18 protein-coding genes and 1 pseudogene are annotated in these 18,403 nt (G+C 43.5%); 3 read left to right on the top strand and 16 right to left on the bottom strand.

All coding sequences use genetic code 11. The annotated features are described in order from the left end of the window. Positions 1-442: 442 nt before the first annotated feature. Positions 443-891 (top strand): annotated as a pseudogene (locus tag QFZ77_RS14240) (flavodoxin). 133 nt (positions 892-1,024) lie between these two features. Beyond that, positions 1,025-1,621: a hypothetical protein gene (locus tag QFZ77_RS14235; protein WP_307440557.1), complete on the top strand. Its 597-nt coding sequence runs from the start codon at positions 1,025-1,027 to the stop codon at positions 1,619-1,621. A 71-nt stretch (positions 1,622-1,692) separates the two neighbouring features. Here QFZ77_RS14235 and QFZ77_RS14230 read toward each other — a convergent pair whose 3' ends face one another. Then, a complete protein-coding gene (locus QFZ77_RS14230; protein WP_307440554.1) occupies positions 1,693-2,433 on the bottom strand; it encodes a pseudouridine synthase in 741 nt (246 codons plus the stop codon). Positions 2,434-2,439: 6 nt separating this feature from the next. Next, positions 2,440-3,978 (bottom strand): RsmB/NOP family class I SAM-dependent RNA methyltransferase, encoded by a 1,539-nt coding sequence (locus tag QFZ77_RS14225; protein ID WP_307440552.1) that lies wholly within the window; start codon positions 3,976-3,978, stop codon positions 2,440-2,442. Positions 3,979-4,123: 145 nt separating this feature from the next. Between QFZ77_RS14225 and QFZ77_RS14220 the strand changes: the two genes are divergently transcribed. Further along, on the top strand, positions 4,124-4,633 hold the full coding sequence (locus QFZ77_RS14220) for a thioredoxin family protein (RefSeq protein WP_171690027.1): 510 nt from the start codon (positions 4,124-4,126) through the stop codon (positions 4,631-4,633). A gap of 36 nt (positions 4,634-4,669) precedes the next feature. Here QFZ77_RS14220 and QFZ77_RS14215 read toward each other — a convergent pair whose 3' ends face one another. The 14 genes from QFZ77_RS14215 to QFZ77_RS14150 all read right to left on the bottom strand — a co-directional run bounded on the left by QFZ77_RS14215 (position 4,670) and on the right by QFZ77_RS14150 (position 18,370). Then, positions 4,670-5,773 (bottom strand): GerAB/ArcD/ProY family transporter, encoded by a 1,104-nt coding sequence (locus tag QFZ77_RS14215; RefSeq protein ID WP_307440548.1) that lies wholly within the window; start codon positions 5,771-5,773, stop codon positions 4,670-4,672. A gap of 11 nt (positions 5,774-5,784) precedes the next feature. After that, the gene (locus tag QFZ77_RS14210) at positions 5,785-6,018 is read right to left on the bottom strand and encodes a hypothetical protein (protein WP_307440544.1); all 234 of its coding nucleotides are present in this window, start codon (positions 6,016-6,018) and stop codon (positions 5,785-5,787) included. Positions 6,019-6,025: 7 nt separating this feature from the next. Then, positions 6,026-7,225 (bottom strand): Ger(x)C family spore germination protein, encoded by a 1,200-nt coding sequence (locus QFZ77_RS14205; RefSeq protein ID WP_307440541.1) that lies wholly within the window; start codon positions 7,223-7,225, stop codon positions 6,026-6,028. A 21-nt stretch (positions 7,226-7,246) separates the two neighbouring features. Beyond that, a complete protein-coding gene (locus QFZ77_RS14200) occupies positions 7,247-8,854 on the bottom strand; it encodes a spore germination protein (protein WP_483874769.1) in 1,608 nt (535 codons plus the stop codon). 162 nt (positions 8,855-9,016) lie between these two features. Beyond that, positions 9,017-9,805 (bottom strand): ABC transporter permease, encoded by a 789-nt coding sequence (locus tag QFZ77_RS14195; RefSeq protein WP_373462742.1) that lies wholly within the window; start codon positions 9,803-9,805, stop codon positions 9,017-9,019. A gap of 18 nt (positions 9,806-9,823) precedes the next feature. Further along, positions 9,824-10,639: an ABC transporter permease gene (locus QFZ77_RS14190; protein WP_307440535.1), complete on the bottom strand. Its 816-nt coding sequence runs from the start codon at positions 10,637-10,639 to the stop codon at positions 9,824-9,826. Between the two features lie 5 nt (positions 10,640-10,644). Further along, positions 10,645-11,640: an ABC transporter ATP-binding protein gene (locus QFZ77_RS14185; RefSeq protein ID WP_307440534.1), complete on the bottom strand. Its 996-nt coding sequence runs from the start codon at positions 11,638-11,640 to the stop codon at positions 10,645-10,647. After that, the gene (locus QFZ77_RS14180) at positions 11,633-12,061 is read right to left on the bottom strand and encodes a DUF309 domain-containing protein (RefSeq protein WP_307440532.1); all 429 of its coding nucleotides are present in this window, start codon (positions 12,059-12,061) and stop codon (positions 11,633-11,635) included. Before QFZ77_RS14180 ends, QFZ77_RS14185 begins: the two co-directional genes overlap by 8 nt. A 3-nt stretch (positions 12,062-12,064) precedes the next feature. Next, positions 12,065-12,862, bottom strand: coding sequence for a GTP diphosphokinase (yjbM, locus tag QFZ77_RS14175; RefSeq protein ID WP_307440529.1), 798 nt, complete (start codon positions 12,860-12,862; stop codon positions 12,065-12,067). Between the two features lie 26 nt (positions 12,863-12,888). Continuing rightward, positions 12,889-13,986: a quinone-dependent dihydroorotate dehydrogenase gene (locus QFZ77_RS14170; RefSeq protein WP_307440526.1), complete on the bottom strand. Its 1,098-nt coding sequence runs from the start codon at positions 13,984-13,986 to the stop codon at positions 12,889-12,891. Between the two features lie 154 nt (positions 13,987-14,140). Continuing rightward, on the bottom strand, positions 14,141-14,974 hold the full coding sequence (locus QFZ77_RS14165) for a PRD domain-containing protein (RefSeq protein ID WP_307440524.1): 834 nt from the start codon (positions 14,972-14,974) through the stop codon (positions 14,141-14,143). Positions 14,975-14,991: 17 nt separating this feature from the next. Continuing rightward, the gene (locus tag QFZ77_RS14160; RefSeq protein WP_307440520.1) at positions 14,992-16,440 is read right to left on the bottom strand and encodes a PTS transporter subunit EIIC; all 1,449 of its coding nucleotides are present in this window, start codon (positions 16,438-16,440) and stop codon (positions 14,992-14,994) included. A gap of 142 nt (positions 16,441-16,582) precedes the next feature. After that, positions 16,583-17,422 (bottom strand): carbohydrate ABC transporter permease, encoded by an 840-nt coding sequence (locus tag QFZ77_RS14155; RefSeq protein WP_307440517.1) that lies wholly within the window; start codon positions 17,420-17,422, stop codon positions 16,583-16,585. Between the two features lie 42 nt (positions 17,423-17,464). Beyond that, positions 17,465-18,370 (bottom strand): carbohydrate ABC transporter permease, encoded by a 906-nt coding sequence (locus QFZ77_RS14150; protein WP_307440514.1) that lies wholly within the window; start codon positions 18,368-18,370, stop codon positions 17,465-17,467. Positions 18,371-18,403: the final 33 nt, after the last annotated feature.

The raw sequence follows: 18,403 nt of genomic DNA, 5'->3' as shown, positions 1-18,403 counted from the left end.
ACACAGCGACACATGGGCGGTTCTTCCGCACGCATTCCATATTCTTCTTGTTTGAAAATACCATAAACTAGTAGTTTTGTAAATCTCTAATTTTAAGATGTTACTTTTCCGCTTCGTTATCCCCCTCCTTGAACTTAAAGTTTTTTTGGATAATTGTTACAAATGCATTGACATTATAAATGAGAATGGTTATCATTCGAAATAATAAATGAAAATGAAAATCATTATCAATATAGCTTGATTCAGATTGGAGTGTGTTAGAACGTGGGACTTTTGTTTGAAATGGTTAAAAAAAGTGAAAGTCACCGAGATCAAAAGTGGACATATTCTCAAGAGATTACGAAATCCATGAATGTACAAGAACTATCGACATTATTTGATTTAGTAACCGTAGAACTTCGTAAGCCGGAGGATGAAATCATAAAACTTAGGGGGAATTAGGATGAGTAAAAAAATAATTATAGTGTTTGCAAGCATGACAGGTAATACGGAGAGATGGCTGATGCGATAGCAGAAGGATTGAAAGAAGCAGGCGTTGAGCCTGTTGTGAAGAACGTTATCGATACGAACGCTGAGGAGATTACCCACTATGACGGTATCCTACTTGGCAGTTACACATGGGGAGACGGAGATTTAGCAGACGACTTCCTCGACTTTTATGATGAGATGGATGACATTCAGTTAGATGGGAAAAAGGCGGCAGTGTTCGGATCATGTGATTCTTCCTATTCCGAATATGGGGCTGCCGTTGATACATTAGTGACGAAGCTGAAGGAACTTGGAGCAGAAGTAACTCTAGAAGGATTAAAGATTGAACTGTCTCCTTCAAAGAATGACAAAGCACTATGCCGACAATTTGGCAAACAGTTCGTGCAATCGTTGGGCGTATAGTATAGGGGGCCTGTGAGCCTGCTTGTTTCTTGTTTGAAACGGCAGATCGCAGGCTCTTTTTGCCATAACGATTGTCATATGTGTGCTAGATTTAGAATAAGTAGTAATAGAGAAGAAAAGGAGGACCGCTTGTATGCTAACTTTAAAATCATGGACTAGTTTTTTTAACAGGGAAACACCCGAATTTTATAAAACCGTTAAAGTTCGTGCACCTCGCGATTTTTTTAACCGGGCAGAAGTTTTTATTGAAGATATCCAGTACACAACAAATGAAGAACTGCTTGGTATGAATATAACGTTTCTCGTTAAACTATTATTTGATAATTTTCTTGATCACGTACGCCAAGATAAAGATTTGTACGATTACGTGCTGGATTTGAGAGAAAACTACAGTCATTTTTTAAACACGAATACCAACGTAATAGGTAATAATCTGCGAGATATAAATAGAGTTGAGAAGTTTCAATGGAGTTTGTCTAACATATCTAGTATGACCAGTGCAAGAGATTATTTGACCCTTAACATAGATATCCATCCAAGAGAAGTCAACCGAATAGCCGTATTTTTCGATGATTGGGATTGTAAGTACGAGATTCCATTGGATATGGACCTGAATGAGCTTCTGTCGTTGCTTTTTATTGAATTCATCACAGAACTAAGGAACGGACTTGCTGAGGAGACAAAAAAGGAGATTATTGCATCCATCTTAAAGAAATGGGAAGAGCGTTAGCAAGATTAAAAATAAAACACGCACAATCCGTTTCATTCAAACCGTGAATGTGCGTGTTATCGTAATTGACATTAAGTTGCATTCTGCAAAGCAAGAAGTTCATCTTTACTCAACTCTCTCACTTGACCCAATTCTAAACTTGGATCTAACGCAAGTGGCCCCATCGAAATTCGTTTCAAGTATACGACTTTTTTGCCTACGGCTTGAAACATCCGTTTCACTTGATGGAATTTGCCCTCCATGATCGTTAGCTCGATTTCCGAGGGCTCATCTTCAGACTCTTTGCCGGTCTTCAAAATTCTCAAAATACCCGGAAGTGTTTCATAACCATCGTCCAAAGTAACACCTTCGGAGAATGCTTCGCGGTCCGATTCGCTTACCTCCCACTCCACTTTCGCGAAGTAGGTTTTGGGTACATGTTTGCGTGGAGAAAGAAGATTATGGGCCAATTTTCCATCATTCGTTAGCAAAAGGAAGCCTTCTGTATCCTTGTCCAGACGTCCAACAGGAAAAACCTCGAATGGCGTATATGCCTTATCCAAAAGATCCACAACCGTGCGGTCGCGATTGTCTTCTGTGGCAGAGACGACCCCCTGCGGTTTATTCATCATGAGGTAAACGAACTCACGATATAACACCGGTTCACCGTTTACAGTGATGATATCGGTATCGGGGTTCACCTGCATTCCGCTGTCTTTGACTTTCGCACCGTTGACGAAAATCGCGCCTTCTTTGGCGAGGCGTTTGAGTTCAGAGCGTGTGCCAATGCCCACATGGGCGAGTATTTTATCGAGCCTTTGTGTTTGTTTCATGACCGATTAGGTCCACCTCCAGCCGGGCGGGTATTCGTTCTTCAGCATCCCGTCGTGCCATTTGCCCCAGCCGACGGGATGGTCTTCAATGCAGACCAGGCAGTAGCCTTTTGCTGCCTTGGTCACTTCCGGGTCGCGGATAATCTCGCTCTCCGCGACTTCGAGCGTCTCACCCTTCAGGTACCGAAGGGCTCGCTCGTCGCTCGAAGCCAAGCTCAGCGCTCGCTTGGCTTCGCGCATGCGCAGTCCCATGGCTAGCGCATGGGACGGTTCGAATCGGCCGCGGTGCAGCGAGCCGATGTACCAGCCCGGCCGCACGACTTTCAGTCCGTGCAGCTCGGGCAAACCTGCCGGCGACGCATACGCGTGCTCGCCGTAACACACGAGCCGCTCCGCGGCGAAGGGCTCGCTGCGCAGCAGCTCGCCCGAGAACGCCAGCAGCGGCTCCAAGCTCACAGCCGCGCGAGTCGACGTCTCCGCGCGACCCTTCCTCAGCGCCTCACGGCCGCTGCGCTTCCCCGATGCAGACACAACGTCGACAGCTCTCCCTGCATCTCGTGCATCTCCTGCATTTCCTGCACTCCCTGCATCTCCCTCAACAGTAGCCCCGTCCCGCCGCAACACAGCAACAAAATGCCCCTCGCCCCGCAAACGATGCGGCCAAAGCCTTGCCGTCCCCGCCACAGCCTCACGAGCATGGTCAGAAAACTCCTCCTCACACCAAGGCGCCCGCAGCCAATCCGGCCTTCCAGCACCAAAACCCTCTACCGGTACCACATCAAACGCCGGATGCTTGTCCAAAAACTCCGCGATCTGCGCTTCATTCTCCTCCGGTGAGAACGTACAGGTCGAATATACAGTCATGCCTCCGGGCGCTAACATTTGGGCAGCCTGACCAAGCAGTTCTCTCTGCATACTAGCAAATTCCTGCACCGAATGACGCTCCCACTGCTGCATCATCTCTTCTTCTTTACGGAACATCCCTTCACCCGAACAAGGCGCATCAATTAGTATTTTATCAAAATAGCCGTGGAAGACCTTCAACATCCGCTCCGGCTTCTCATTCAAAACAATAGCGTTTCTAACACCCAGAAGCTCAAGGTTTTTCACTAGTGCCTTCACACGATCGGAATGAATGTCATTAACAACAAGAACCCCTTCGCCTTGAAGCTTAGCGGCTATTTGCGTTGATTTCCCACCAGGTGCGGCACATAAATCAAGTACACGTTCTCCTGGGCGTACTTGCAACAATTCTACAGGCGCCATCGCACTTGGCTCTTGAATATAGTAAAGCCCAGCATGATAATATGGATGCTTCCCCGGACGTTCACCTTCTTCATAATAAAACCCCTCGGAAGCCCAAGGCACTGCGCTTAGCGTAAACGGACTCTTCGCCAAAAAATCCGCCTTTTCCACCTTCACCGTGTTCACCCTTAAACCAAACGATCTCGGTTGGTCATACGATTCCAGAAATTTCTCAAATTCATTTTCACCTAATAAATCAATCATTTTTTCTCTAAATAGGGCAGGCAGCTGCTTCGTCATCCGGACATCTTCTCTTTCATCTTTTAATATCGGTATTATAGCTGACTTGTCACCAAACAGCCAATTATTTTCAAAATACCAACAGGATATGCTATACTTTTTATAGAAGATAGTAGAGAGTAAACATTATAAAGAGGTGCATACATTGAAGAAGTTGCTTATTTATCTAGGCATTGTTCTTGTTTTATTTGGAGGCTTATATTTCGTTAATCAGCAGTCTACCAAATCTTCGGACAAAGCTAATGCAGGCAATCCTTATGGCGTTGCCGCATCCAAATTAAATCCGGAAACAGTGAAACAATTAACGGATCCGAATTACCAGAACCTCATTCTACCGAAGGATTTGGATCAAAGATTGAAGAACAAAGAAACATTTTTCCAATATTATTACGCTTCGACCTGTCCACATTGTAAAGTAACGACCCCAGTTCTTGTTCCGATACAAAAAGAGCTAGGTATTGATGTTAAACAGTTCAACTTGGAGGAATTCAAGGATGGCTGGCAGAAATATAAAATCGAATCTACACCTACTCTCGTCTACTACAAAAATGGTGTAGAAGTTGAAAGAATTGTTGGCGGTGTTCCGGAATCCGGTTCAACCGGTGGTAATACTCCTGAAACATTCAAAGCCTTTTTCCAAAAGTATAAAGGTTAATCCTACGATAAAAGCAGCGGAGATTCCGCTGCTTTTCTATTTACCTAATGGTTTGCGTTTTTTTCTTAGAATAGCCAAAACAAGTAATAACGAAGGGATGAGAAACCCAAATGTCCCCGAATAGAAGACCCATATTTTGGTTGCAAACTGAATAAAATATGCCGTGTTAGGGTAAGCAATGACCGAAAGCACGACTAATATCATGCCCAAGGGTAGATAAAGCTGCTGAACATCCCTCAGATTAAATACTTCACCGAAAATCATAGTGGCCGCATAGAAGCACAAAGTAAGCTTGAAGTAGATGGTGATAAACCAGATCCCTGCCATGAAGACCTCTAAACGTTCCAGGAAGGAACCAATACTAATTCTTTTCGCTAAGCTATAGCTCGGATACATTTGGACGGCAGTTAAATCATCTCCTAATACGAGAATAGATAAGAGCGATATGACAACCAACAAACCTCCCCCAATAGAAACCCCGACAAGGAATGCCTTCCCCAGTTTTTTAGTTTGATTCACCAAAGGAATAATCATTAAGAAGACAACAAGCTCCAAATAAGGTGTTCCAATAATTGAGACGGATGCACGAACGATTGGCTTCAATCCATACCCAAAGATGGGCTGTAGATAGCTCATTTTCATTTGGGAGGGGAGTAGAATAAACATGAGGAAGAAGAAAACTAATACCCATGGCAGGAAAATTTCCGAAGTCCGAGTGAATGTCTCGATGCCATTTCGAATGCCAAGAATGATAACGCCTAAGAAGAAGATATGAGTGAATTGCAGTGGGGTATCCACCAATACCTGTGTCGTAATAAAATCACCTAAATTGCGAAGAACAAGTGCCGCAAGAATGAAAAAAAAGCAAAAATAAAGGAAGGACACCGCTTTTCCGAGCCATTTCCCCATGAGTTCCTCACTATAGGCAACCAATGTTTTTTGGGGGAAGCGACTTCCAAGAGCTTGATACAGCATAATTAGCAGTAAACCGACAAGGAGACCCAAGACTGCAGCAATCCATGCATCTTGCTTGGCCGCGAAAGCAAGTCCCGAAGGAGCTATGAGAATGGAACTGCCAATTGTAAAAAGAATGGTTAATATGGTAAATTGATGGACGCCAATCTTACCCTGCTCGATCATTGGACACACCTCTACTTTAGGATACCGAAAACGAAATCACTGACAGGCTTATAGACGAAGGTAATCAAGTCAAGTGGGTTTGGAAGATTTACACGAAGATTTGATAGGATACTAAGAAGGGTCCCAGCTAGCAGAAGAGCAAAGAAAACCCAGCTTTCTAAGAATAGCTTTTTACGCCTTAAAGCGGGGGCTTCCAAGAAACCGATGATAGAAGCACCAATAATAATCAAGAGATTTGTCAGCAATTCGAGATCATTCCTCCTTTGGCCGCACGATGATCGAATTATTCGTTGTTCCCAAACGGCGAATGTGTATATCAGTATCGATATTCACTTTTAACTCGGAGAATTCGTTCTCCCAATCGGATTTCACTTTCAACCAAGTCTTGGGGGAGATATCTTCTATAGCATCTCCAAAGCCGAAAATATCAGCTTTGTTCTGTTTGGCCTTTTTAATTGTGGAAGTCATAATCTGTTTTAGTTTAGTTGCGGCGATTTGTTCCAATTCAGGGACAGTGTTTGGATCCAACAAGTCAATCTGGCACTGAACTTCACTTACATTTTGCTCCAAAAGTACGTTAATATTAATTTCGGGCTTGCCGTTTACAACATGAGCTTTAACTTTGATTTTTTCTCGGATAATTTCAAAGGATATTGTTCCGCCTTTGGGACAGGTGATATGTCCCATTGTGCTTTTAACATTACCCATGATGTAGTTATATCCCTTGCTTTCATCATCGTTTAGCCAATCGACCAGCTTATCCTTCTTAAATAAAGCTATTCCTGAATATTCCAAAAACGTGCGAGGCGTAGTTTCTGCTAAAACGGATTTGGATTTTCCTTTCTCTAAATCTCCATTTATTCGAATTCCGGTAAGTACCGAGTCTCTGGTAGGTTTAGCAAGGTTGGTTATAAAGCGATCAAGTTGAATGCTAACGGTGGGTGCCCAAGCTTTCTCTGACGTTTCTAATGTCTTAAACATTTTATTAGCTGGTATTCTCTCTATTGGGGTTAATATTTGAAGAACCTTTGCAGCCGTCGTTCCTTTGGCAACAATGATATAGAAATCGGATCGAACTTCATGGTCTCTGGAAATGCCATCCAATACCTTGGAAACACCCTCACGGGCAAGCTCTTCGCTAATCACGAGAATACGTAAATGAGAAGCGAATATTTTTCTAGGGGTCACTGTCGTTAACTTTCGTGCTGCCTCTAACGTTGAAACCCCCGCCGCTGAAAAGGTTGTAATTGGGGTGCTATAGCCACTCCCTTTTTTAGATGCAACTTCGTTCGGATTCACAATTTGAGTTGTAACTAAATACTCTTTGCCACTTTTATCGAACCCTACACCAACCGTAATGGCCAGATCATTTAATTCATGTCGATCCCAACACCCGGAGAGCACGACGCCAAGTAAGATAAGTGTACAAAGAATACAACCTAATCTTTTCATCAGGCAGAGCCCTCCTCCCTTTTACTTCCGTGTTGGTTTCGTTGTTGGGGTATTATTTTCCCGAATTTTATTTTTTTGACTGATGAAACGTGGTCTAGAGAATAGCCCCCATTGAGGGAATCTAAGAATGGTATCTTTCTGGTCATCAAGGACAAAAGGCGCCATAGGAGCCATATACGGCACCCCGAATGAACGCAAGCTGCATAAATGTTGGACCATCGCAATTAAGCCAACGGTGATCCCGAATAAACCAAACGTTGCGGCAAAAATCATCAGAATAAACCGAATGATGCGGATTGGAATGCCCATGCTAAAAGCCGGGATTACAAAGTTGGAAATCGCCGTAATGGCAACGACAATTACCATAGCCGGTGAAACTAGCCCTGCATCAACAGCACCCTGTCCAATAACCAAGGCACCTACGATAGATACAGCTTGCCCTACTGTCTTGGGGAGACGGACGCCGGCTTCTCGCAAGATTTCAAAAGTAACCTCCATAAGAAGCGCCTCAACAAAAGCCGGAAAAGGTATACCTTCTCGCTGCGCTGCCAAGTTAAACAGCAGAGAGCTGGGCACCAGCTCTTGATGAAACGTTGTCATAGCGATATAGAACGAAGGAGCCATCAAAGAGATAAAGAAGCAAATATATCGCAATATGCGGATAAGTGTGGCAAATTCAGCCCGTTGGTAATAATCTTCAGCAGATTGGAAAAACTGGGTGAACAGTGCTGGTGCTTCAAGTACGAATGGTGTTCCATCTACCAGGATGGCCACGCGACCCTCAAGCAATCCTGACGCGATAACATCGGGACGTTCTGTATTGTACAGTGTTGGAAACGGCGTGAAGGTTTCATCCTGTATAAGTTCCTCGATATTGCCACTTTCCAAGATCCCATCAATATCAATTCGTGCAAGCCGGAGACGTATCTCTTCAACAATTTTGTCATTTACGATTCCATTTATGTACATAATTGACACTGTGGTTTGAGTGACTCTGCCAATCGCCATGGTTTCTAACCATAAATTGGGACTCTTTATTCGTTTGCGAATGAGGGATATATTCGTGCCGATCGATTCCGTGAATCCATCACGAGGACCTCTTACTACGGATTGCGTTGAAGGTTCTTCCACAGAACGCATATCTCCGCCAGCTGTATTCACAGAAAGTGCAAGTGCATAGCCATCGATTAGAATAACAGTCTCACCAGACAATATATTCTGGCACAATACTTGAAAATCTTCGATCGTTTTGACTTCACCGCAAGCATGAATGCTGTTCCTAATCAAATCTGGTGAATCATAGAAACCGGTATTTATGGCTTCGATGAGCTGAGTAGTTCCTGTAAATAGAGCATTCGTCACTTCTTGAAAAAATGATTTATTAACCAATTGATCTAAGTATACATAGCCAATCTTATTGGTATTTTCGGCATCCAGGCATAACTCTCCGGTTACTATATCAGAGCTATGTCCAAAAATCGTTTTGATCTGAGCGATGTTCAGTCCAATATCAAGATAAAGGCTTTGCTGCAAAATAGGCATTTCCATTGGCTCCCTCTCTTGTGAAAGGGGGAGAGTGGTTTTCTTTCTGTTAAAAAGTTGATGTAGCGTTTTCGTCCAAGATTTCATGAGCTCGCCACCACCAAATTCATAGGAATAACTATGTCTTATGGAAAAGTTTTCCCACTTCCCGTAAATTTATGTATGAAATGCGGGATAACTCACTCCACACAAAAAAGGACTTCTCACACCGCAAGGTGAGAAGCCCTTCTCTATTTTCGCCTCCGAAACTCAACTGCTCGCACTGGTATAATGGCGTAAGGCAATCTTCCATAATACCCTCGTCAATCCGAAACAAACTATCGCAATCCCAACACTCCAAGCAACTTGCCATCCACTGATTCGACCAATGAGCGCTGCAGCCGGGAATGTCGTTATGAAAGCAATCGGAAATATATAGGTTAAGGTGAACCGTAATAACCCTTTATAGACCGAAACTGGAAACCGTGCCGTTTCAAAAAACGAACTAAATAAATAAGACAAGTTATCTACTTTAACAGCCCAGAACGAGAACATCATCATGCCCATCCAAAGCGAATAGACCACAACCAACGATGCAAGGAAAACAATGACAAAGCGAATAAGCTCCACAAAACTAGGAACAGCGTCCAGCTCCAAGAGTGCGTAAGCCGTCAAGCCAAAACCAAGAATGATATCGGCTAATCGCCAGAAAACCAGATGTCTAAAGCTAATGTAAAATTGGCTGTCAACTGGTTTCGTCAGGATGAAATCCAATGTCCCTTTACGGATATGACTGACTAGACGAGACATATTCGGCTGTAGGATAAATTCAATAAAACCGTGTACAGCGTTAAAAATACCTAGAAGTACAAGCACCTCATAGAAACCCCAGCCGCCAATCTCCTGTGTACGATAAAAGTATACTTGAACTGTTAAGATCGCCATGAACAGCCAAAATAACGTGGATAGGAGATTTGCAGCAAAATTAGCTCTATACTCGAACTCTTCGACTAAACATGCCCGCATAAACTCTCTAAAAAGTCGTATGTATTTGATCACTGTCACACCGCACCTTCCTCATCCGCCCACAGCGCCATACTTTTTCATGCCTTGCCTCCACATCAACCGAAACGTTACAAGAAGGACAATAAGCCAAATAAGTTGGATCGCAAAGTTGTGAATTATCGCGGATGATCCAAGCGTAAGCTTGCCTGTCAGCAGCTCAACTGGAAAGCCGACGGTTCCATAGAAAGGCAGCCAGGCTGCCATTTTTTCAACCCAAGCAGGAAACATACTCAGCGGGGCTAACCGACCAGCAAGAAACAAATGAACACCCTCATATAAACTATAGATCGCAGTCGCCCTATTCGTCCAAAAAGCCATCAGACCAAACTCGAAACCGATTAGAAAACGGATTGCAGAGGAAAGCACAATAGCGAAGAACGAGAGTACAATTATTTCCAAGGAAATAGTCAACCTGAGCATAGGGACAAACGCAGCAGCTACCGCCCATGCGGGTATTAGCAAAACAGCAAAAAACAACTTATATACGAGATTTTGAGAAATACTCCAGTGAACCGGATGGAAGGGGCGTACGATCTTGGTGGAGAGCGACCCGTCCTGAATGCTGGCATCAAGCTCCCACACATCCCATGTACTCGTCAATCGATCTACAAGAAGTACGCCCAGGAAATACACCATATAATCATGTGCGGTATATCCACCAATGGAATTGTTATCACTTATCGAGAGCCAAACAGCCATACTGACCAGAGGTTGAATGAATGCAGCTATCATCCATATGAGTGATTCACTCCGATAGGCAAACATAACCGCCCATTCAACTCGAAGCAGCATACGATATTTTTGCCAAAATAAAGCTAACGCCTTCATGCTCCTTAACTTCCCCCTTCGGTCCCCGCTTCAAACGCTTGTGCGATCACCGATTCCATGGAAGGATCTTCAATGGTCAAATCCAATACCGTCAAACGGGTTAATAATCGGGCTGAAAGTTCAGAAACTTGCTCTCTCGGCACGTCCAATTCCACATTTGGAAACTCATAATGAAATAACATCCCTAACCCTTGGGATACGTCGATTAGCTCTGACTCCTTGACCCGTTCAGCCAATTGAAGTCGAATACGCTTATTAGGCGCATACTTATCAACCAGTTGGGAAATAGCACCATCGTAAAGGAGACGGCCTTTTCCAATCACCAGCACTCTCTCACATAACGCCGTAACATCCGCCATATAGTGACTCGTCAGTAAAATGGTCGCCTTATATTTACGGCTGTAATCCTGAATGAATCGGCGCATCACTTCCTGCATATTCACATCGAGGCCAATCGTCGGCTCATCTAGAAATACTATGCGCGGGCGATGCAGCAGCGCAGCTGCCAGCTCACACTTCATCCGCTCCCCCAGAGAAAGCTGTCTAACCGGTTTGCGGATAACTTCTTCCAACTGGAGCAGCTGCACCAAGTCTCCTAAGGTTTCTTCATATTCCCGATCTGGTATCTCATAAATGACTTTATTAACCAGAAACGTTTCCGCTGCGGGAATGTCCCAGATAAGCTGGCTTTTCTGTCCCATGACGAGCGAAATCTGCTTCTTAAATTCTTTTTTTTGTTGAAAAGGAACAAAACCGCCCACCTTCACTTCACCACCTGAAGGATGCAGCAGTCCAGTTAATACTTTCATCGTAGTCGTCTTGCCAGCCCCATTGGGACCAAGAAAAGCCACAATTTCACCTTCAGGTATGGAAAAGGAAATATCGTCCACAGCTTTAACTGTACGGAACTTCCGGTGAAACAAGCTTTTCAAAGATGCCATGAATCCAGGCTCTCGCTCATGTACTTGATAATATTTGCTCAGCTGACGAACCTCAATCATGGCCTTCCTCCTCTTCATGTTGAGGGGGATTTAGCTTTAATTTCGCAATTTGTTCATTCAATTCATCATCTAGGATATGAATGTCCAAATCATAGGGGGGAAACGGCTCATTCTCGATTTGCTGCAGCTTAGTTAAATACGTCTCGCTATCTCGGATCAATCTTTCCAAATCAATGCCGAGCGTATGTGCAGGATATGGCGCTAGCTTATCCAGTCCTGCGCTAAAGAGCTTAATGGAACCGCTTACGTTTCCATTGGCATGATGATAAAGGCCCACTGCAACCTGCAGTAGACCTTGGTATAAGGGGCTTCGGCCTTCCTCCAGCCAAAGCTCCTCCATCACTTCATGACATTCGAAATAGTCTCGCTGATCATTGAAATAGTACAAGTAAGCCACATATAAACGATCGTAGGTACTCATAGATCAGTTACTGTCTCCTTTTTTCGCTCTGGCGATTGCAGCCTCAATATCGGACGACAGATCACTCAAACCTTCTTCCGTCTCCCATATTTCGTTAAATCTCAGCTGAAATTGAGCGGCTTCCCGAACTCTATGATAGAAATAAAGCTCCTGAATGTTATTGAGTACGATGTTTACCAAATTCGAGTTATCCTCAAACATCTTCTGAGACGCAACAATCTCACCACGAATGCTGGACATTTCCTGATCCAACAGATAAGCAGCCTCCGCTGCTTTACTAAGGCGTGCTCTAACCTCAGATGGCAATTGTTCTTTATATTTATAATTCAAAGAATGCTCGATCGTCGCCCAGAAATTCATGGCGAGCGTCCGAATTTGCACCTCAGCTAATATTCGTTTCATACCTAAAGCGGTTTGAACGGGATATTCAATAATAATATGAAAGCTGCGGTAGCCACTCGGTTTCTTATTGGCAATATAATCTTTTTCGTAGACTACATTCATATCCTGTCTGCTGCGAATCAGCTCGGCCAAACGATCAATGTCTTCTACAAACTGACACATAATCCGAATCCCAGCGATATCCTCGATACCGGACTCTAATTGATCCATCGGAACGCTCAAGCGTTTCGCTTTCTCCAGTACACTTGATATCTTTTTGACACGTCCCGTTACGAACTCAATAGGTGCATACTCTTCTCTACTCTTGAGTTCGCCACGCAGTGTCTTGAATTTTACTTTTAGCTCCTCCACCGCTTGTTCGTAAGGCAGGAGAAATTTCTTCCAATCTCGTCCATCCATCCATTTATCCTCCATTCTGAATGAAGTCAGTGCTGATCTGCGCCGATTGCCTGGGAAATATGTGTATATCCATCTCTCTTCAGCAAATCTTGAAGACCTTTATTCAAGCTTGTAAGCATCCCGGGTCCTTCATAAATAAAACCCGTATACACTTCTACTAAGCTTGCTCCAGCCCGTATTTTGTCATAGGCATCCTGCGCAGTAAATATCCCCCCGGACCCAATGATCGGCAGCTTGCCTTCCGTAAGTTGATAGACACGTCTAATGACCTCCGTTGTTCGCTGTGTTAGAGGCTTTCCGCTAAGTCCGCCTGCTTGCTCGCGATTCTGATGTACCAGCCCTTGTCTACTTAGCGTTGTGTTCGTGGCAATAATCCCAGAAATACCGCTATCCTTAATCGTATGCACGGTTAATTCAAGCTCTTCATCCGTGAGATCCGGCGCAATTTTAACCAAAACAGGTTTACCCGAATGACCATTCTTCTTCTCTTGAAGCTGCATTTCCGTTGTAACTGCATCAAGCAATCGCTTCAAATCGTTCCCATGCTGTAAATTACGCAAATCTGGTGTATTTGGTGAGCTAATATTCACAACAAAGAAATCACCATATGTATATAACTCCCGAATACAAGCTCGATAATCCTCTTCGGCCTGTTCGTTCGGTGTCGTCTTATTTTTACCTATGTTAATAGCTACGGGTATGTCACGTTTACCTGTCTTCATCAAGTTTTTTGCCATCACGTCTGTTCCTACATTATTAAAGCCCATTCGGTTGATAAGCGCCTTGTCTTCCGGAAGACGAAATAGCCGCGGCAGCTCATTGCCCGGTTGTGGCTTTGGTGTAATTGTGCCTACTTCCATGAAACCAAAGCCTAGTTGCGAGAATCCCTTAACAGCCTTCGCATTTTTATCTAAACCAGCTGCCAGACCTATTGGATTTGCGAATTGTAGTCCCCATAATTGTTGGGCCAAGAGTGGTGAAGAGGGCACTCCATACATGGATTTAAGTAGTTGTTTCCCACCTGGGAAGCTCACTACAGCACTTAGCCCGTCAATCGTAAGATGATGTGCCTTCTCCGGATCCATTCGGAACAAGATTGGTTTTCCTAACTTCTTATACAGCATGTCCTATGCACTCCGTTCTCTAATGACTCTAACAGTCAGTTTAGCTGACAACGTGCAAATATGCAATCCACTGAAAGGCATTTCGCCTCTATTTCAAACAAAAAATCCCTGCTCCATGAAGGTTGCAAGGAATCAAGATTAGCTATTTAACAACCTAGGCTTCTGTTCGTTGAAGCAGTCGTTCCAGATGCATCGTCAAGTAACCCGTTTCATCATCAGGCACTTCTAATTGAAGAGAATCACTCAGCATGAGAGATAATACCTTCGCTTTCACATAGGTATCTCCATACTCCTCTTTAATCTTTTCAAGCAGTGAGTTCTGGAGTGTCTTTTTTTGTTTGACCCGTTCAATGACACCTTTCAAGTGACTAATGAACCGCAGCGTTGAGAACGAATCATCGAAATTAAAGCCTAATTCTTTGGCAGATTCGATCGTCTGCGACACTACTCTAACTACCGCTAAGGAATCAGAAGCTTGCTCTTTTTTACGAGCGCCATTGAAATGCATAGCCAAGAAGGCAACTTCATCTTCCGGCAATTTCACATCCAAATGATCATTGAGGAAATCTACGGACTTCTTGGCTACTTTGTATTCCTCAGGATACATATACCCAATTTCATAAGCGAATGGATTCGTGATGAAAATACCACGTTTTTGTCGTTCGACAGCAAAGTTAATATGATCGACCAGCGAGGCGTGAATCGTTTCGGAGAAGTCGCCTTCCAGCATGCTTTGCGCATATGCGATGACTTCCTCCGTAATCCCGATAATTTTCAAATCAACCGCATTCAATATTTGTTCGTAGTTTTTAAGTACCTCAGATGTATGCAGGAGAAATTCTTGTGTAATATCGCCTTCGCTAATGAGCATGCCAGGCGTTTTTTTGAATCCAATTCCTTTACCAAAAGCAATTGAATTTTTCCCTGATGTCAAATGTGCCATCACCACATTATGTGACAGTACATGAATGATCGTCCGTTCAATCATAAGACACCTCCGCGTTCTTAGGCTTGTCCTGATTTGTCTTTTTGCAGGTGAAGCAAGGGTTTAATACTTTCTCGAATTTGTTCTGATTCTGTACCAAAAACAACGTGTACATTTCCTTTACCAAGTCTGATAACCCCAATAGCGCCAAGGTTTTTAAGCTCGCTGTCCATAACTAAATTTTCTTCACTCACCAAGAGGCGTAGTCGTGTAATGCAAGCATCGATCGAGATAATGTTAGAAGGTCCGCCAATATGCCTTAGGATGCTGGTTGGACGGTCTTCTTTCGTTTCTTCGATAACCTCCAAGGCATCTTCTGTTTCAAGCTGAGCAGCTTCGTCCTGAGCGGGCACTTTGAATGGAAAGAAATGAAGATAGGTCCGAAATACGACATAATATAGGAAGAAGTACCCTATCCCAACTAGGACAATCAAATAAGGATTCGTAGATTGATGCCAGCTAAGAACGAAATCAATAAATCCGGCTGAGAAACCAAATCCCATTTTCACCTGGAGCATATTCATTATCACCATGGAAAAGCCAGTTAAGACGGCATGTATCAGATATAAACCTGGTGCTAAGAACATAAAAGCAAACTCTATTGGCTCTGTTATGCCTGTAAGGAAACTGGTTAATGCAGCACTAAGCATCACTGGAACAACAAACTGACGGTTCGAAGATGAGCTTCTAATTAAAGCTAAGGCTGCAGCAGGAAGCCCAAACATAATCACGGGATAAAAACCTGTCATGAATAGTCCCGCTTCTGGATCTCCAGCAAAAAATCGTGAGATATCGCCATGAAGCATTTTACCGGTTGGTGTGATATAATCTCCGATTTGAAACCAAGCTATATTATTAATAATATGATGCAAACCCGTTGGGATCAGAAGCCGGTTCATCATTCCGTAGATAAATACGCCAATGTTCCCATTATCAACGATCCATAACCCGATAACACTTATGCCCCTTTGAACGGGAGGCCAGATGAAACCCATTAATACCCCTAGGAAAACCATGACCAGAGATGTAACTAACGGAACGAATCGCTTACCACCGAAAAATCCGAGCGCCTTGGGCAGCTGGGTATGTTGGAACCTGTTAAAGAACGTGGCAGATAGCATGCCAACGAGCATACCGCCTAGAACACCCATATCCAGCCGTTCCGCGGAGTCAGTCCCCACTTGAAAATGCTTCAAGACATTATCGAACACCAAATATCCAACTGCAGCAGCAAGCGCCGCTATCCCGTCTCCGGACGTTAGTCCAATGGCTATACCAATTGCAAATATGAATGGCAAATTATCAAAAATCGCACTTCCGCCTAACTCAAAAATCTGAGCCACCTGCATAAGAAATGGATCACTAAACGTCATTTTTCCAATACGTAAAAGAATGGATGCCGCCGGCAGCACAGCAATCGGAATCATCAATGAACGTCCTATTTTCTGCAATATATACATAGCTCTCATGTCATGTTCCCCTATAAAAGCCTACAAGTTTGGCCGTTTCTTGTTTGCTCTTGCCTATCCCAATTATAGTAGAAAGAACACCCTCCCGAAAGGATAAAATCCTCTAGGATAAGGTGTTTTTTCTATGCAACCAATTATACAGTTATTTCACGGCACCTGCAGTAATTCCACTAGCGATTTGACGTTGAAAGATCATATACACAATCAACGTTGGAAGTGTCGTTATTAGCAGGCCTGCGAACAACGGTCCCCACTCAACTCGATACTGCATCTCTGCCTGCATAACAGCAAGACCGATGGGAAGCGTGTACTTGGTTGGTTCATTGGTCAAAACAACCCCCAGGAAGTACTCGTTCCAGTTGTTCAGCATGTTTGTAATCATCACCGTGATTAGACCCGGTTGGGATAAAGGCAGCATAACCCGGAAGAACGTACCGTAATGGGAGGTCCCGTCAATAATTGCCGCTTCTTCAATTTCCTTTGGCAGCGATTTGTAGAACCCTACAAGCAAGAAAATTCCAAAAGGAAGATTAAGCGCCGCATAGACCAGAATTAATCCTAACCACGTATTGATTAAGTGCAAATCATTCAATAAGAAGAACAATGGAATCAGTGCTAGCGCGAACGGTATCATCATGGACGAGATATAGATCGTAAAAAGGATTTTGTTCCCTTTAAAATCATACCTAGCCAGGATATAAGCTGTCATTGCAGCAAGTATCATACCCAGAAGGGTACTTCCAACCGTAACAACAATGGAGTTCATGAAATAGGTGCTAAAATTATATTTGCTCCAAACATAGGAGAAGTTTGACCAAAGCAGCGGGAATTTAGGCAATGCCCACGGGGCATTTAAGAAAAATTGCTCATTATTTTTGAGCGCATCAAGCAGTGTCCAGATCAATGGATACAAGACGGCGACGCTCCAAATAAGAAGAATGATCCAGACAAACATTTTGGCTAACGGGTTTTTGATGATCATACGATGGTTCCCCCTCCTTCAATATCTTATTCTAGGATGACTCTAATGCATTTCGATTGTTTCTTGGCGCATGATACGCTGCAGGACAAGGGTAGTAATCAGTGAAACGATTAGGATCATGACACCGATGGCTGCTCCATAACCGAAATGATATTGTTGAAAAGCCATCCGATACAGATAAGATCCCATAACTTGGGTCGTATTATCAGGCTGTCCGCCGTTTGTCATTAATTGAACAATGACGAATGATCCATTGAGTGTCGTAATGACAATGTTAACAATGGAAACCTTAATTTGCTCCCAGATGAGCGGCATGGTAATGTGGCGGAATTGCGACCATTGACCAGCTCCGTCTATATTAGCTGCTTCATAGTAGGAAGCAGGAATATTCACGATTGCAGCAATCATCAAGATCATATAGAAGCCGATACCTGCCCAAATCGTTGGGGGTAATAGCATCCAGATCGTATGCTGTGGAAATCCTAACCAAGTAATATCGACTTTATTTCCTGTGAATAGTGACAAGAACGCATTCAGGAATCCAATTTGTGGATTGTAGATGAAGTTCCAGAGCACACCAATAACAACAACGGAGATCACATTCGGGATAAAGAATATGGCACGGAAGAAGCCAGAGCCTCTCAGCTTGAAACGAGTTAAAGCAACAGCGAAGAACGTCGCCAGAATCATAATGCCAATGACTTTACCTACGACTAAAAAATAATCATTCCCAATGGCTCTAAGTACAATGGGATCCTTAAATATTTCGACGAAATTATCAAACCCAATATACGTGCTATTCTCTGACATTCCTGACCAATCATAGAATGACTTCTGCAAAGCCTGTATAACAGGGTAGATCGTAAACACACAGAAGAAAAGAAAAGTCGGAATGATGAATGAAGCGATGAACAAATTCCGTTTCCACATCTTCGAGTTGGTCTTCATTCTATCCTCACCGTCCTATCATTAAAATGGCGG

It is taken from the genome of Paenibacillus sp. V4I3, from assembly GCF_030817215.1.
Classification (GTDB): Bacteria; Bacillota; Bacilli; order Paenibacillales; family NBRC-103111; genus Paenibacillus_E.
This window is presented reverse-complemented; position numbering and strand designations above follow the sequence as displayed.